Origin of the sequence: Mangrovimicrobium sediminis, assembly GCF_004745945.1 — a bacterium.
Lineage (GTDB): Bacteria > Pseudomonadota > Gammaproteobacteria > Pseudomonadales > Halieaceae > Mangrovimicrobium > Mangrovimicrobium sediminis.
In genome coordinates this window covers 133,474-149,545 of sequence record NZ_SRLE01000013.1, presented here as the reverse complement: position 1 = coordinate 149,545, position 16,072 = coordinate 133,474, and the positions used below count along the sequence as shown (strand labels likewise).

The 16,072-nt window shown below is 66.2% G+C and carries 15 protein-coding genes; 6 read left to right on the top strand and 9 right to left on the bottom strand.

Features of this window, described 5'->3' with window-relative positions:
- Positions 1-101: 101 nt before the first annotated feature.
- Positions 102-1,172 carry an LPS export ABC transporter permease LptG gene (gene lptG / locus E4634_RS18320; protein WP_135446113.1) on the bottom strand — a complete coding sequence of 357 codons (1,071 nt, stop codon included), beginning with the start codon at positions 1,170-1,172 and terminating at the stop codon, positions 102-104.
- Complete coding sequence (lptF, locus tag E4634_RS18315; RefSeq protein ID WP_167854977.1) at positions 1,169-2,236, bottom strand: LPS export ABC transporter permease LptF; 1,068 nt, start codon at positions 2,234-2,236, stop codon at positions 1,169-1,171. Before lptF ends, lptG begins: the two co-directional genes overlap by 4 nt.
- A 122-nt stretch (positions 2,237-2,358) precedes the next feature.
- Here lptF and E4634_RS18310 point away from each other — a divergent pair, with 122 nt between their 5' ends.
- Positions 2,359-3,300: a sulfotransferase domain-containing protein gene (locus E4634_RS18310; RefSeq protein WP_135446111.1), complete on the top strand. Its 942-nt coding sequence runs from the start codon at positions 2,359-2,361 to the stop codon at positions 3,298-3,300.
- Between the two features lies 1 nt (position 3,301).
- The gene (locus tag E4634_RS18305) at positions 3,302-4,396 is read left to right on the top strand and encodes a mitochondrial fission ELM1 family protein (RefSeq protein ID WP_135446110.1); all 1,095 of its coding nucleotides are present in this window, start codon (positions 3,302-3,304) and stop codon (positions 4,394-4,396) included.
- 874 nt (positions 4,397-5,270) lie between these two features.
- Here E4634_RS18305 and E4634_RS18300 read toward each other — a convergent pair.
- Complete coding sequence (locus E4634_RS18300) at positions 5,271-5,897, bottom strand: 2OG-Fe(II) oxygenase (RefSeq protein ID WP_135446109.1); 627 nt, start codon at positions 5,895-5,897, stop codon at positions 5,271-5,273.
- A gap of 161 nt (positions 5,898-6,058) precedes the next feature.
- On the opposite strand from E4634_RS18300, the gene E4634_RS18295 reads away from it, so the two are divergent.
- Together E4634_RS18295 and E4634_RS18290 are read left to right on the top strand one after the other, a co-directional pair.
- Positions 6,059-6,970, top strand: a complete 912-nt coding sequence (locus E4634_RS18295) for a sulfotransferase domain-containing protein (protein WP_135446108.1) — start codon at positions 6,059-6,061, stop codon at positions 6,968-6,970.
- The gene (locus E4634_RS18290) at positions 6,967-7,905 is read left to right on the top strand and encodes a sulfotransferase domain-containing protein (protein ID WP_135446107.1); all 939 of its coding nucleotides are present in this window, start codon (positions 6,967-6,969) and stop codon (positions 7,903-7,905) included. Before E4634_RS18295 ends, E4634_RS18290 begins: the two co-directional genes overlap by 4 nt.
- Positions 7,906-7,908: 3 nt before the next feature.
- On the opposite strand, the gene E4634_RS18285 is transcribed toward E4634_RS18290, so the two are convergent.
- On the bottom strand, positions 7,909-8,811 hold the full coding sequence (locus E4634_RS18285; RefSeq protein ID WP_135446106.1) for a hypothetical protein: 903 nt from the start codon (positions 8,809-8,811) through the stop codon (positions 7,909-7,911).
- Positions 8,812-8,901: 90 nt separating this feature from the next.
- Here E4634_RS18285 and E4634_RS18280 point away from each other — a divergent pair, with 90 nt between their 5' ends.
- Both E4634_RS18280 and E4634_RS18275 read left to right on the top strand, forming a co-directional pair.
- Entirely contained in the window at positions 8,902-10,008 is a 1,107-nt protein-coding gene (locus E4634_RS18280) for a mitochondrial fission ELM1 family protein (RefSeq protein ID WP_167854976.1), read from the top strand.
- A 73-nt stretch (positions 10,009-10,081) separates the two neighbouring features.
- Positions 10,082-11,281 (top strand): O-antigen ligase family protein, encoded by a 1,200-nt coding sequence (locus E4634_RS18275; RefSeq protein ID WP_167854975.1) that lies wholly within the window; start codon positions 10,082-10,084, stop codon positions 11,279-11,281.
- A gap of 18 nt (positions 11,282-11,299) precedes the next feature.
- Here the strand turns inward: E4634_RS18275 and E4634_RS18270 are convergent, their stop codons facing one another.
- The 5 genes from E4634_RS18270 to E4634_RS18250 form a co-directional block, all read right to left on the bottom strand.
- The gene (locus E4634_RS18270; protein ID WP_135446103.1) at positions 11,300-12,244 is read right to left on the bottom strand and encodes a hypothetical protein; all 945 of its coding nucleotides are present in this window, start codon (positions 12,242-12,244) and stop codon (positions 11,300-11,302) included.
- 101 nt (positions 12,245-12,345) lie between these two features.
- Positions 12,346-13,314 carry a glycosyltransferase family 2 protein gene (locus E4634_RS18265; protein ID WP_135446102.1) on the bottom strand — a complete coding sequence of 323 codons (969 nt, stop codon included), beginning with the start codon at positions 13,312-13,314 and terminating at the stop codon, positions 12,346-12,348.
- A gap of 9 nt (positions 13,315-13,323) precedes the next feature.
- Positions 13,324-14,202 (bottom strand): hypothetical protein, encoded by an 879-nt coding sequence (locus E4634_RS18260; RefSeq protein WP_135446101.1) that lies wholly within the window; start codon positions 14,200-14,202, stop codon positions 13,324-13,326.
- Positions 14,203-14,258: 56 nt separating this feature from the next.
- A complete protein-coding gene (locus E4634_RS18255; protein WP_135446100.1) occupies positions 14,259-15,221 on the bottom strand; it encodes a diacylglycerol/lipid kinase family protein in 963 nt (320 codons plus the stop codon).
- Entirely contained in the window at positions 15,218-16,066 is an 849-nt protein-coding gene (locus E4634_RS18250) for a hypothetical protein (protein ID WP_135446099.1), read from the bottom strand. Before E4634_RS18250 ends, E4634_RS18255 begins: the two co-directional genes overlap by 4 nt.
- Positions 16,067-16,072: the final 6 nt, after the last annotated feature.

Sequence of the window (16,072 nt, the reverse complement as noted above, 5' to 3'; positions counted from 1 at the left end):
GATGAAAACTCCTGGGTACTTGTCCCGGCACTGGCCTCGGTACTGGCCTCGGGACTGGGCCGCAACCGTGGCGCGGGTGGCGATTATTCGGTTCACGCCGCTCACCAGCGCAGGCGCTGCAGCAGCATCAGGGCGCAGATAAAAACCAGCACCGAGGGTAACAGCGCGGTGACCGCCGGCACCAGCCCCAGCAACTGCCCGAGGGCATGGATGATCTGCGCAACCAGGAAAAACAGGATGCCGACCAGGGCGCCAATGCCGAGCTTGACCCCGACGCTGCGCTCGCGACCGCTGCCGCTGTTCGCGCTCAGGGGGGTCGCCAGCAGCACCATCGCCAGCACTTTCAGCGGCATCAGCAGCTTCTCCCAGAACAGGGAGACATAGCGCTGTGCGGGACGACCGCTCTGTTCCAGGTAATCGGCATACCCGTGGAGCACCGACAGGCGCATGGTCTCCAGCGGTAGCGACAGCGTGGGCAGCTCGTCCTGCGCCCAGAGATTCTCCACGGTCATCTCCTTGCGCCGCCGGGTGACCAGGTCGCCGTCTACCAGGCGCTTTTCGCGCACCCCGTGCAGCAACCAGCGTCGCTTGGGCAGTACGCTGGCGGTGCGGCCGTGTACCGCACTGAGCAACTGGCCATCTTCATCAAACTCAAAAATGTCGATATCCCCCGGCTCGCCGCCCCGGGTAATCCTGCCCAGTCGCGTGTAGCGGCGGCCATCGATCGCCCAGATGCCGCCCTCGGAGATTTTCACCTGGTTGCCGTAACGCAGGTTGTGCCGCTGTTCCTCGGCGGCCAGCTGCAGGCTGGGTACCGCCGTCTCCATGGCCAGCCAGAGCAGCAGCATCAACAGTATGGTGGGGCGCAGGATCGCCTCCACCAGTTGGCTGCGCGGGTAGCCGGCGCAACTCATGACGGTCAGTTCGTGGCTGCGATAGAGGCCGGACAGCGCCGCCATGGTGCCCAGCAGCGCGATGACCGGCGCCAGGGTGAGCATCTGCTGCGGCAGCGTCATCAGGGAATAGCGGGCCACCGCGAGGGCATCGTAGTCCAGCTGCGTACGCTCCAGTTCCTGGATGAAGCTGATCACGCCGAACACCGGGGCCAGCACTGCCAGTGCCAGCAACCAGCCCAGCACCAGGCGGCGGGCGATATAGCGGCGCAGGATCATCGACTGAAGATCCCCGGTTTGCGCACCAGGAACAGCAGCAACACTGCCTCAAGCACATAGGCCAGCCACAGACCGGGCATGGCGCCCAGGGTGCCCTGTTCGATGCCGGTGCGCATCACGCTGGTCATGGCGAACAGGGCGATGTACACCACCAGCGCGCCGAACACGTTGCGAATGCGCGATGCGCGCGGCGCGGAGTGCGCCAGCGGCACGGCCATCAGGCCCAGCAGCACCGTGGCCAGGGGCGTGGTGATGCGCCACTGGAATTCGGCGATATCCTTGGGGTCGCTGGACTGGGACAGGGCCGCGGTGGTCTCCGCCTTGCGCCGGTATTTTTCCTGTTCGCTGCTGCGCTTCAGGCGCACCTCGAGATCGCCAAAGCGGGTGATCAGGTCGCGGCGCCGGGCCTCGTCCAGCAGATAGTTGTAGCCCTCCTGAAAATGCGCCGCCAGCGGCTCGTCCGGGTTGAGGGCGGGCAGCGTGGCGCGCCTGGCAACCAGCAACTCGGCGCGGCGATGCTTGCGGTGGCGCTTGAACAGGAACACGTCGCGGTGCTCGCCGTTGTCCACATCGACGCCGCCGGCGTAGAACACGTAGTCGCTGCCCGCCAGTTCCACGAATTCCCCGGCGGCCATTTTCTTCAGGTCGTAGTGCGCCGCGGCGCGCGCCTCCAGTTCATAACTGGTGCGATAGGCCCAGGGACGGGCGATGATCGAAATAAACCCGGTGAGCAGCGCGACCACCAGGGCGTACTTGAGCACCGACTCCAGGAAGCGCATGCGCCCCACGCCGGCAGCGTAGAAGGAATGCATCTCCGCCTCCTTGTACAGCCGGCCCATCGCCGCCAGCACGGAGAAGAACAGCGCCGAGGGCAGCAGGATCTCCAACGCGACCAGGGTATTGAGCCCCACCAGCTTGAACGCGGCGAACATCGAGAGCTGTCCATCCGCCGCGAGGCCGAGGTAGCGGGCGGCGGACCAGGCGACAAAAATCAGGATGAGCAGGGCCAGGCCGGCGAACAGCGGCCGGCTTATTTCCTGGCTTACGTAGCGATCGATGATCAAGTTGTCGGCGCTTCCCGGGGAGTGCGGGAGGCATTGTACCCCAAGCCCCACTCGTCTGGTTATTTGCGGCGCTTTGTCCGATAATTGCCCGCTTTTCAGCCCCCCCACCCGCGGAGCCCCCCATGTTCAACCTCAGCGACGGCGTCAAGAAGGCGCTGATTCTGGCACCCACGCAGCCCCTCCCCGCGAGCCTGCGGGTGTCGCTGCGCCGTCGCTACCTGGCCCAGCTGGAGCTGGCCAAGGCGCACAAGGCGGGGCTGATCATCATCGGCCACCCGAAGAGCGGCAATACCTGGCTCAAAGCCATGATTTCGCGTCTCTACCAGCTGCGCTACGACCTGCCCGAATCGAAGTTGATCAACACCGACGAGTTCTCGCGCAAGTACCCGGAAATCCCGCGCCTGGCCGCCACCAACGGCCACTACAGCTACGAGGGCGAGGTGGGCAAGCTGCTCTCCCCCGGCGCACCGGACAACCCGCTGCGCCACAAGCCGGTGCTGTTCCTCGCCCGCAACCCGATCGATATCGCGGTGTCCTGGTACCACCAGTTCACCAAGCGCCAGTCGCGCGCCAAGCAGGAGCTGATCAACCACTCCATCGACCACCCCATCGACCGCCGCACCGTGGAAATGTGGGAGTTCGTGCGCCATTCGGACATCGGCCTGCCCAGCCTGATCGAGTACGAAAACCACTGGGCGCGGGCCGTGGCTGACCTGGAAAACGGCCTGCTGATCAAGTACGAGGACCTGCGCGCCAATCCCGTGCCGACCCTGTTGCGCGTCACCCAGCTGATGGGCGAGCGCTTCACCGAGGAAGAGGTGCGCGCGGCAGTGGAATGGGGCTCCTTCGAGAACCTGCAGAAGCTGGAGACCGCGGGCACGTTCTCCCAGGGCGGCATGAAGCTGGTCAACGCCGACGACCCCTCCACCTACAAGGTGCGCCGCGGCAAGGTCGGCGGCTACCGCGAGGACTTCGAGCCGCAACAGGTCGCCGAACTGGAAGCCCTGGTACGCGATAACATCGCGCCGGAACTCGGCTACTGCCAGGACACCACCGAGGCCTGATATGGCGCCGCGCACCTGGGTCCTGCTCAGCGACAAGCGGGGCGACAACGGGCAGGTGGAAACCATCGTCGAGGCGCTGGACTGGCCGGTCGAAAACAAGTTCCTGCAGATGAAACCCGAGTGGGTGCTGGGCAAGCCCCGCTACCGCCCCTGCCTGGAGCACCTCGACCTCGAGCGCAGCGACCCGCTGCAGGCCCCCTGGCCCGACCTCATCATCACCGTCGGTCGCCGCCCCTCGATGGCGGCGCTGTGGGTGCGCGAGCAGTCCGGCGGCCACACGAAAATCGCCCTGGTGGGCAAGCCCTCGGGCCACATGGGCGAATTCGACCTGATCATCGCCAGCGCGGAAAACCAGATGCCGCCGCTGCCCAGCTTCCTGCCCACCACCCTGCCCCTGATGCGCATCAAGCCCGAGGACGTGGCCAGCGAAGCCGCAGCCTGGGCGCAGCGCTTCGCGCCGCTGCCGAAACCGCTGATCGCCATCCTGGTCGGCGGCGAAACCAACCCGTTCATCATGAACCGACAGGTGGCCCGCGACCTGGCCGCCAAGGCGCGCTGGGTGGTAGACACCCTGGGCGGCACGCCCTACATCACCACCAGCCGGCGCACCACGCCGGAGGTCCTCGAGGTACTACGCGCGGAACTGCCGCCAGAGGCGGTGTACTTCGAATGGTCCGCCGACGCCACGGAAAACCCCTACCGCGCCCTGCTGGGCAGCGCCGATGGCTTTATCGTCACGGCGGACAGTATCTCGATGATGGTGGAGGTCATCTACCTGCGCAAACCGCTGGCCATCTTCCCGCTCCCGGGCGGCTGGCTGGGCACCCTGGACCAGGGCCGCCGCTCGCTGGCCCACTGGCTGTTCAACCCGCGCCGCGAATCCGCCGGCGATCGCCTGCGTCTGGGCCTGGGGCGCCTGGTCTACCACCTGGACTACTTCAAGATTCTCTCGGCGACGCGGGATTTCCGGGCGTTTCATCGCATGCTGGTGGAGCGCGGGCTGGCGGTGTGGGCGGGGCAGCCTTTTCGACAGCCTGAGGGTGAGTTGCCCGATGATGTCGGGGCGGTGGTCAGGCGGATCGAGTCGCTGTTCTGAGCCGCTCCCTGTGGGCACATGGTTCCCGGTCGTTGTCCTGAGCCGTGTGGGCACATGGTTCCCGGTCGCTGCCGCCAGGCGGGGGGCGAAACGGTCGCAGCTCCGCAGGCGGACGCGGCCGCTGCGCAACTCGACCAAAAATCGCTGCGCGATTTTTTTGGGACTCGGACAGTGCTCGCGGACAACCCCGCGCCCGCCTGCTCCGCTAAACGCGACCTGACTGTTTCGCCCCCCGCCTGGCGGCAGCGCCCTCTTTTCGGTGCGGCTGGGGGATTCATCGTCAGCGGGTTCTGGTTCCGTTTGGACCGCACTTCCCGGGATTGACGGGAGTATCCCGGAGCGAACAGAAGACCGGCGACACGGGTTTCACTGGGCGTTGGAGTCGGTGCGCCTCGGCCTATGGAAATGCCCCCGACTTGGGTCTCCTGTCGTCCCAAGCCTCGCATGTTCAACTTAACTCGCGACTTTCCCGGCTCAGCGTGGACCAGACAAAGGCCTGCGCCGCAAGACGCTGCTGCGACTATCCAATCTCAGCCTCACCCCGACCGAGGTCTGCGCCGCGAGGCACCCCGGCGAACAATCAGGGCGCGGCCTAAGATTTCCCGCGGGCATGGGGGCTTTCTGCGAGGACTGTCCGGGTCCCAAAAAATCGCGCAGCGATTTTTGGTCGAGTTCCGCAGCAGCCCATGCCCGCGGGAAATCTTGCGCCCGTTCGCCGGGGTGCCTCGCGGTGCAGGCCGGCGCGCAGATGCCGTACATCACCCACAGCACGAGAACGAGCCAAAGGAGCGCGAACTGACCCGGCACCAAAAACGCCACAGGTCGCAAACAACAAGAGGAGAAAAGCCCGGGAGGAACCCGAGAAGAGAAGCGCCTAGCGCATCCCCAGCACGTTCTTCATGAAGTGCGTGCCAAACCGGCTGATCCGCTGCGCGGCCACCGCGATCGGGCTCTGGTCGAGGAAGTTGATCTGCACCATGCGGCGTTCGCCGACAAAGCGCGTATGCCCGTGCCAGGAATGGCCCGTGCGGCGGAAGGCGAGCATCGTGCCACCCAACGGCGGCACCTGGGCCGCGTAGTCCTCGATATCCGAGGGCGAGCGCAGCATGCGCAGCTGGCCGTCTTCGTGGGGCCAGTCCTCGTTGAAGTAGAGCAGCACCGTGATCACCTTGCTCTTGTGATCCGTGTGGATGTTGCCATCCGTGCGCTCGCAGAACTTGCGCACCGTGATCGTCGTCGGCATGCCCGTGAGGTCCATGTCGAACTTCTCGCCCAGCGCTTCGACGAAGGCCGGCTCGGCGACCTCGTCCATCAGGCTGGCAAACGCCTCGCCGTAGCTGAGGTTTTCCAGCGCGTGGTTGGCGGCGGAGTCGATCGCCGGGTAGGCTGCGTTGATGCGCGACAGGGCCTCGGGACCGATGAAACCAGGCACGACGAGGAAGTCGAAGGGGTCGGTCTGCAGTTGCGCAGCGCGCAGGGCATTGAGGTTGGTCAGCGACATGGGCGCATTTTAGGGCGCCCCCGGAGGGCGGGGCAAGGGCAGGATTGACCCTCGCGGATGTGAATAGTGCAATTATTCGCCAGTCCGGCGGGATGCGGGGCAGCGCCAATTACGGTATATTCGCGGCCTTTCCGGAATACCCACCGAGGACCTTCCCAGACATGGCCGACAAGGCACGGGCCGCAATGCGCATCCTGATCATGGCGCTCTGTTTCTGGCTGCCTGCCGAACGCCGCAAGCGGCTGGAGCGCTGGCTGCGCGGCCGGGAGGAATACAAGAAACTGCAGCGCGCCGACTGGGTGCTGATGAGCTGGGGCAAGTCCGGGCGCACCTGGCTGCGCGTCATGCTCTCGCGCGCCTACCAGCTGATAGGCGGGCTGGACGAGCGCGAGTTGCTGGATTTCGACAACCTCAAGGCGCGCGCCCCGCAGCTGCCGGCGGTGTTCTTCACCCACAACAACTACCTGCGCAACTACACCGGCAACTGGGAATCCAAGGAGCACTTCAAGGGCAAGCGCATCGTACTGCTGGTGCGCGACCCGCGCGATGTCGCAGTATCGCAGTTCTTCCAGTGGCAGTTCCGCATGCGCCCGAACAAGAAGTTCATCAACGACTACCCGCCCCATGGCGCCGACATCGGCGTGTGGGACTTCGTGTTGGACAAGGACGCCGGCGTGCCGCGCATCGTCGACTACTTCAATGGCTGGGCGCGCGCCATCCCGGAACTGAAGGACGTGCTGGTGGTGCGCTATGAAGACATGCGCGCCGACCCCGGCGCGGTGCTGGCGCAGATTCTCGCCTTTACCGGCACCCCCGCCAGCGACGCGCAGGTGCGCGAGGCGGTGGAGTTCGCCGCCTACGACAACATGAAAAAAATGGAACAGGACAAGTTCTTCAAGGGCAGCGGCGCGCGGGTCAAGCCCGGCGACAAGGACAACCCGCAGTCCTACAAGGTGCGCAAGGCCAAGGTCGGCGGCTACCGCGACTACTTCACCGACGAACAGTGCGCACAACTGGAGGCACTGGTCGGCGAACTCGACCCGATCTTCGGCTACGGCGGTGACGCAGCATGAAAATGGCCCTGCAGACCCTGCGCCAGGGCGCCCAGACCCTGCGCAAGAAGCTCTCGCGGCGCTGGCTGCACTTCAAAATGCGCGGCCGCCCGGAGGCGGAGATTCTCGCCGAGGAGCGCAAGCTGCGCGGCGTGGAGCAGTACGACAAGCTGCGCAATGCGGATATCGTGGTCGTGTCCTTCGGCAAGAGCGGGCGCACCTGGCTGCGGGTGATGATCTCGCACCTGTTCCGGGTCAAGCACGGGCTGCCGGACAACGCCATCCTCAGCTTCGACAACTTCCACAACCTGGCGCCGGGCGTGCCGAAGATCTTCTTTACCCACGACAACTACATCAAGGACTTCACCGGCGACTTCGAGACCAAGCAGCCGTTCTACGACAAGCGCGTGGTGCTGCTGGCGCGCGACCCGCGCGATGTCGCGGTCTCCCAGTTCTTCCAGTGGAAGTTCCGCATCAAGCCCTCCAAGGTGGCGATCAACAACTACCCGCCGCGCGGCTCCGAGATCAGCCTGTTCGACTTCGTCACCGGTGACAACGGCGGCAGCATGCACGCGGTGGCCGACTACCTGAACCTGTGGGCGCGGGAGTCGGGCAAGGTGCGCGACTTCCACCTGCTGCGCTACGAGGACCTGCGCGCCCACACCCGCGACAAACTGGTGGAACTGCTGGCGTTCATGCAGGTGGAAGCCAGCGACGCCGAGATCGACGCGGCGGTGGAGTACTCCTCCTACGAGAACATGAAGAAAATGGAAAGCCAGTCGACCTTTCGGCTGGCCGGCGGGCGCATGATGCCGCGGGACAAGGACAACCCGGACAGCTACAAGGTGCGCCGGGCCAAGGTCGGTGGCTACCGCGACTACTTCACCGACGAGGAAGTGGAGCGCATCGACCGCCAGCTGGCGGAAACCCTCGACCCGCTGTACGACTACCGCTAGCGCTCAGGCGCTGACCAGCTGCAGGGCATCCTCGCGCAGGTGGCCCTGCTCGATTTCATCCTCCAGTTGCGCGCGGGTAATCTCGCCCGCCTCCAGGCAGCCCTGCACCAGCTCGAAGAAGAATTTTTCCTGCGCCGGATCCGGGTGCGACTTGTAGGTGCCGGCAAACTTGTAATCGCCGAACAGCGCGCGGCGCGCGCGGCGCAGCCAGTGCCGGGGCGGGAACAACTGGAAGGTGTCCGCGGGGCGGAAATCGATTTTCAGGCCGGTTTTCCAGGGCTGGGTGTAGCGTTTGGTGTTGTGTAGCAGTTTTGTATCCGGCGTCAGGTGATCGAAGTCGTTCCATTCGTTTTCGATCACGCCGATGTCAGCCGGGTTCTCGAGCTTCAGTGAGATCCAGTCCATGTAGTCGCGCTGGGGCTTGCCGCCGCCGGGCGGCACGAACATCGCGGCGAAGTCTTCCTCGAAGCGCCAGTGCTGCAGTTTTGCGCAATCGAGCAGCATCACGCTGCTGGCCCAGGCACCCTTGCGGCCCTTGCGGCCGGATTTCGGCCGGCACATGACGGCGGCGCCGCCCATGTCACGGCTCAGCAGGTCCCAGACATCGCCCTGGGCGAAAACATCCGGGTCTACCACCACCGCCCTGCCCTGGTAACCCATCAGGCCCGGGGGCGCAAAACGCAGCGGGGTAAAGGACTGCAGGTCGTTGTTGACCCAGGGACGCAGCTCGCCGTCGCGCAGGTAGGACTGCCCCTCGCGCTCGAGCATACACGGGTGATCCTTGACCTCGATGAAGCGCACGTCGAACTCGTCGGCGTGGGCGGAGTTCCTGCGCATGGAGTAGCGGCTGATGATCGCGCCGAGTTTCTGCTTGTGATTGGTGTGAATGAAAACCGTCGGTTTCACGGGCATTTTCCCACGGGCCAGTTGTGCGGTAGTGTAGCGCAGCCACCCGCCCACTTGAATTGCGGGTATTACCATAAGCAAGGGGTTTACGTGCAGGGAAACACCGCCAGGGTCTGGTGCCTGCTGGGCCGCAAGGCCGGGGACAATACGCAGGTCCTGGCTCTCGCCCGCGCACTGGGCTGGGGCTACGAGGAAAAGCACATCCTCGCCCAGCCCTGGGAACTGTTCGTCCACCTCGGCAGCGGCGCCACACTCGCCGGTATCGACCGCGCCGCTTCCAGCACACTGCAGGCACCCTGGCCGGACCTCGTCCTCAGCGCCGGGCGGCGCAACGAACCGGTGGCACAGTGGATTCGCGCCCAGTCCGGCGGGCACAGCGCCCTAGTCCACTTCGGCCGGCCCTGGGCGCCACTGGATGCCTGGGACCTGATCATCACTACCCCGCAGTATTTCCTGCCGCGCCAGGACAATATCGTGCACAACCAGCTGCCCCTGCACGATCTCGCCCGCGAGCAATTGCGCCCCGAGGGCGAGGCCTTGCGCGCGCGGCTGCGCGACCTGCCGCGGCCGTGGATTGCGCTGCTGGTCGGCGGCGACAGCGGCCGCTTCGTGCTTACCGCCGACAAGGGCGCGCGCCTGGGCCGGCTGGCGGACACCCTGGCCCAGCGCAGCGGCGGCGCCCTGCTGGTCGCCGACAGCCCGCGCACACCGCGCGCCGCCAGCGACGCCCTGCGTGCGGCGCTGGATAAAGCCCATTTCAGTTACCGCTGGGGCGACCCCGGTGATAACCCCTACCGCGGGATGCTGGCGCAGGCCGACGCCTTTGTGGTCACCGGCGAATCGATGTCCATGCTCGGCGAGGCCACGGCCATGGGGCGCCCGGTATTTATCTTCGACCCCGGCGACGGCGACACACCCTGGTGGCGCCTGCGCCACAATTATCGCTACAAACCGCTCAGCCATCGCCTGGCCATGGCCTGGGGACCGGCGCGCATGCGCCGCGATGTGGGCAACATCCAGTCCGCCCTGGTGGCAGATGGCCGGGCGCGCTGGTTGCGCGAAGACCTGCTCGAAGGCGCCGCGCTGGACCTGCAGCACGCGGCGCCCTCCCGCGCGCCAGTGGTCGCCGACGCCGACCTGCAACGCGCCACCCACGCGGTACAGGCCTTGCTGCGGGAAAAACTGGGGCAGCCCTGACGCCGGGCCACTGCTAGCGGGCTGCGATTATGCTATTTTGGCGCCAGCAATCGAGCGGCACCCATCGAGACCCATGACAATAATAAACAGACTCCGGAACTACCTGCTCGATGGCGGCATGCTGTATCTCTACGGGGCGTTTATCGCCGGCTACTTCCTGCTGCCGATGGCCGCCGGCCACCGCCGCCTCTACTATTTCCTGGTCCTGCCCGCGAGTTGCCTGCTGGCGCCAGAGCTGCTGGCATTCCTGCGCGGAAACCGCCTGGCGCACCTGGTTCTGCTCTACGCCGGCTACATGCTCGCCAGCCTCGCCTGGTCGAGCGGGTTGACCGCGGCCGGCGCGCTCGAGGTACTGCTGCACGGGGTCAGCGTCCTCAGTTTCGTCGCGCTCAGTGGCTATCTCTGGGTACGCTACCCGGTGCGCATCGGCCGCCTGCAGCGCTGGACCCTGTGGCTCGCCGCAGCCGCGGCCACTGTCTCTATCGTGATCTGGTACGCCGGTCATCCCTTCCCCGCATCGCGCCTGGAGCCGCTGGGCGTGATGCACGACCCTAACGAGGGCGGCAGCGTCTACGGCCTGTGCTTCATCTACGCCCTGTACTGCCTCCTGGGTGCACAGGAGCGCCGCGAGCGCGTGCTGTGCGCTGCACTGGCCGCCGTGCTGCTCGCCCTGGTGCTGTTCACCCAGTCGCGCACAGCATTGATGGCCGTGTGCGCGGGCCTGCTGGTGCTGGCGGGCTGGCGCGCCCTGGGCCTGATCGCGCTGGCGGGTGTGGCCAGTTGGGCCCTGCTGGCCTCCAACGCCATGTTGTGGAAGGAGCGCGTGCTGACGTTTTCCTACCGGCCCGGCATCTGGCAGCGGGTGATCGAGGATGCTACCGAGCACCCCTGGTTCGGCCGCGGTTACCTCGCGGACACCGCCGTGCCGGCCTATGGCAAGGTGTTCAACCACGCCCACGACAGCTACCTCGCCACCGTGCGCGATGGCGGCTTGGTCGGCCTGGCATTGCTCCTGGCGATGCTCGGCCTGGCGGCGCTGTGGGCCTGGCGCCTGCGCCGCGACTACGGGCAGAAGCTCTACCTGGCGCTACTGGTCTACGGGGCGACCTGCATCAGCATGGACTTCGACCGCCTGCTGGTGCAGCCGAAGGAGATATGGCTGTTCTTCTGGCTGCCGGTGGCACTGGTGATGGCCAGCTGGAGCAAGTACCAGCAGCGGCCGGCGCACGCCGGCGGGCAGTTCCCGCAAGGCGACAGGCAAGCGCCCGGCTGACGCGCCGGGCACTGTCCCTCAGGCGGCCTTGTCGATCGCGCTCAGCGGGTGCTGCGGCGCGGGGGGCAGGTCGGGGGTTTGTGCGAGTACTTCCAGGGCGTCGTGACGCACATGGTTCTGCGCCATTTCCGCGCGCAGGAACTCCTCGGTGATCTCGCCATTGGCCAGGCACTCCTTGAGCAGGCCGAAGAAGAACCACTCCTGGTTGCGGTCAGGGTGCTGCTTGTAGTTGCCGAGGAAGGCGTACTCGCCGAACAGCTTGCGCCGTGCGCGCAGTACCCAGGCCGCCGGCGGGAACAGGCGGAAGCGCTCGGAGGGGCGCCAGTCGGTGGGCAGGCCGGTTTTCCAGGGCTGCGTGCGACGGCGGGTGGTGTGCAGCATCTTGGTCTCGAGCGAGAACTTGTCGAAATCGTTCCACTCCGATTCGAAGAAGCCGATGCTGTCGCGGTCTTCCTCCTTGAGGCAGATCCAGGGCTGGTAGTCCTGGGTGAATTCGAACATTGCCTCGAATTTTTTCTGTGCGTCCCAGTGGGTGAGCTTGGCGCAGTCGAGCAACATCACGGAGCTGGCCATGCACTTGTCCACCAGGCCCTTCGGGCCGGAGCGCATGCGGCACATGATGGCCTTGCCCTGCATGTCGCGGTTGAGCAGTTCCCAGACGTCAGCGGCGGCGAAAATATCCGGGTCGATGACCACCGCGCGCCCCTCGTAGTCCATCATCTGCGGCGGCATGAAACGGGTGGGCGTGAACGACTGCAGGTCGTCGTTGAGCCACACGCGCTTGACCCCGTCGCGCAGGTACTCCTGGCCCTCGTGCGCGGCAAAGAACGGAAAATCCCGGCTGTCGAGGATCTTCACATCGAACTTGTCGTTGTTGCTGGAGTAGCGGCGCAGGGCGTAGCGGGCGACGATCGCACCGGTGATCTGCTTGTGGTTGGTCTGGATAAAAACGCAGGCTTTCATGGCATGGCAGCAAGGCTTGGACTCAGGCTGCCACTATAAAGAAATAGCCCCTCTATTGCCACTTGCCGGGGTGGGCGGCGGCTTGATACAGGACAAGGTTTTCAGCCGCAGTAATAGTTGATGCCGCGCCCGGTCACGCTGCTGTAGAGAACGCCGCTGGACTTCGCCACGCGGTACAGGTGGTGCATGAACACACCCCGGGAGAAGATTGAAAACGGAAGGATAATCAGGGAGATGCTCAACTTGCCCAGGGCGGTGGCGACGAGCCGCAGGCGGCGCTGGCGATCGCCGTGGGAGCCGGCCATGTTGACCCGCGAGCAGCCGTTCTTGAAGCCGCGGCGGAACAGGCCGCGAATCGTGTAGCGCTCCGCCTCGTGGTTGCGGTTGATCACCGAGTCGTTGGCTGAAGCCAGCTTGGCGCCCATCTCCTGGGCGCGGATGAAGAAGTCCTTGTCCTCGCCGCCGATGAAGCAAAAGGCGTGGTCGAACACCGGCCCGGCGGCGGACACCCGCTCGAGGATGCCGCGGGTGGCCAGCATGTTGCAGCCCGAGGCGAAGTCCGGCAGGCCGTAGCGGCGCAGCTTCTTGTTGTCGCTCTTGTGTTTGCCCGGGGAGCGGAAGATACCCGACTCGCGCGCCCAGGAAGGCATGTTCTCGTCGAGCACCCAGGTGCCGAACACCAGGTCGGCGCCGGTGGCGGCCTGGCGCTCGAGCAGGCGCAGCAGCCAGTCCGGGCGCGGCATGTCGTCGTCGTCGATGAAGGCGACGAACTCGGCGCCGCGCTCCAGGGCGACACTCACCGCGCGGTTGCGGGCGTAGGTCAGGCCCGGTTGCGGTTCCTCGGCGTAGAACAGGCCGATGGGCAGCTCGCGGGCGGCGGCCTGGCACTGGGCGCGGGTCTCGGGGTTGGGCCGGTTGTCGACGACCACCAGTTCCACCTGGTCGGGGTCCAGCGCCGCCAGCTCGATGTCGCGCAGCGCGCAGAGCAGCGTGTCCAGGGCGCCCGAGCGATCGTGGGTGCAGACGCAGATCGCAATACGGGACAGGTTGATGGCGGAGGCGGCGGTCATGGTTCTCACTTATTTGAAAATACCGCGGCGGTAGAGATCCCAGAAGAACCCCCACAGGAAAATCAACGGCGCCCGCCTCACTCGATCAGGAATGGTGATCTCCTCGCCCGAGTGCCGCTCCAGTTTCCATGCGATATAGTCCAACCCCCCTTCGAATGTGAACAGCGCCTTGAGCAGGCGCAACACCGACAGAAGCTTTCCCTGGGCCTTGCGCAGCCACCAAGCCAAACGCGAGATGCGGCGGCGCAGCCCTCCGACCTCGCAGCGGTAGGCAGGCGTGCCGTCAGAATCATACACCACAAACGGAAAACCAAGCGAATCCGCATGTTGACGGCTCAGCTGCGCATAAAATTCACGCGCTGCCTGCGCCAGTTCAGTCGCTCGCCCGGCGCGTTCGGTGCGCAATTCCGTGCCGTAACTGAGGGCCAGCGCGCGCTCCCACAGACCCGCCAGGTCGCCCTCGGCGGGCAGCGCCGGCAGGGCGTTGTGCAACAGGGTGCGCGAGGCCTGCAGCAGGCACTGCTCCACCGTCTCACGCGCCCGGGCGTCGCGACTGAACACGACCCGGGTGGGCTGGGCAAAACGTCCCCAGATGTAGGATTCGAACCAGGCGGTGGAACAGCCGCGACGGAAGTCCCGCGCCGAGATCACCGTGACCTTGGCGCGCAGGACGCCGCCTTCGCCGCGCTGCTCGGCATAAAAGACATTGGGCGGCAGCATCCAGTTGGCCGCGGCGGTCAGGCGGCTGTCGTAGGCCGAGCTATAGCTGTCGCACACCAGGTAGAGATCGAGCAGGCCGTCGTACAGGTCGCCCGAACGCAGGCAGGAGCCGTACAGCAAGATACTGCCGATGGCATCGTTGTGGCGCGCGCGCAGCGCATCCAGCATTGCCCCGAACAGCGGGTCCGCCGCCGGGTCCGGGCCATCGACATGGGGATAGGCACTCACAGCCGCAGGAACTCCAGCGGCCGGCTGGCGCTAAGCGTCACTGCGCCGCCCGGTTCGATAATCTCGCCGTCGAGGTTCAGCTTGCCCGCCAGCTGCAGCGCGAGGGAATCAGTGCGCCAGCTGTGGTAACCCTCACCCGGCACGGCATTGCGGTTGGCGCGACCGCGCAGGATGGAGAGGAAGGTGGTGGCGAAGCGCGTGCAGCGCCCCTCGATCAGGGTGACGCCGAGGTGGCCGCTATCCGTCCCCCAGAATGGGCGCATGCCGAAGGCCAGCCGCTGCAGCGTGCTCACCGCCAGGATGAGCGTGTCGAAGTGCCGGGCCGGTTCGTCCGCCAGGGCCAGGTCGACGGCCACGGGCTGGCGGAAGGCCGGGTCGTTGCGCAATACGCCCCAGGCAGTACGCGCGGTACCCAGCGCCAGGCTGAAATCATCGCGCAGGCCGCGCGCGTGCAACTCGCGGTGGGCGTAGTCGGTGCCCTGGATGATCACGCCGGCGCCGAGGAACATGCCGTAACGCACCGCGCTGCCATCGCCGCAGTCGAGTCGCATCAGGGCGCGCTGCACCCGCTCCTCGCCGCGCTGGTCGCCCGCGCACCAGTCGCTGAACCGCGCCGCGGCGCGGGCCAGGGAGCCGCGAATACCGATATCGCCGGCGTTCATGTTGGCGGTGCCGCCGGGGAGCACGGCGATCAGGGGCAGGCGGGCAAAAGGCATTGTCTCGAGCAGGGTACCGAGCACCGCGGAGCAGGTACCGTCGCCGCCGTTGATGGCCAGCACGTCGATCTCCCGGGAGGCCAGTTCGCGCAGCGCGGGTTCGATCTCGTCCGGGCTACTGGTAACGATGTGCTGGACCCGACCGTCGCGCTCGAGCCGGGCGCGAATCGCCGGGAACTGGTCACGGTTGTGTCCGCTGGCGGGATTGCTGATCACGCCGACGACGGGCGCGTCACCATTCACTGTCCGGACGTCCGCGAGGTCACCTGGCGCAGGTCGATACCTGCGCTGCCAACACGTGGGGCCTGTCCGGTGAGCCGCAGCGGCAGCCCGTTTTCGGCATCCACATAGATGATGATCTCGTCCTCCAGGCCGAGCAGGCTGAAGTCCCGCGCCTCTTCCGGCTCGCCCAGCGCGGAGACCTGCAGGGCCACCGCCAGGGTGGCGCGCTTGCCGCGGCGGGTCTCGCCGCCGGGTTGTTCGCTGTAGTCCACCGCAAGTTCCGGCCCGGGGGTGGCCTGCAGCGTCACCTGGTAAAAGTTGAAATCGGTGAGCACCGTGGCGGTGCTGCTTTCACCCGCGGCCAGGCGTGTGGCGAGCAGGAGCAGCGCGTAGCTGTCGGTCACGTCCCTGGACGCCAGCGCCGCCGGGTAGGCGATGTCGCGGGCGCTGCTCAGGGGCCAGTCCGCCGGCCTGGCGGCGGCGTCGGCGCCCGGTTCGCGGCGTTCACGCAGGATTTTCCCGTCGCTGAACACGTGCTGTTTCAGGCGCTGGTTGCGGCCGGCACTGAAGCGCTGGCGCTCCAGCAGGGCGGCGGAATCCGCGCGCAGGGTCAACTCCACCCGCTCCCGGTTGCTGGCGACCGAGCTCTCGACGTGCAACAGCCAGGTGCATTCGCGCTGCGGGTCGGCCTGCAGGGCCAGCGACGAGCGCGCAGTGAAGCCGTAGCGGCTTTGTTCGAAGACCAGTTCCTGCCACGTGGGCAGCGCCTGCGCGCTGGCGCCGGCGCTGCAAACAAAAGCTAACGCCGCGCCGGCAAGCCACCGGGCGAGCGCAGAACCACAGAGCTTCAATCCCATAGTTTTCAATTAGTT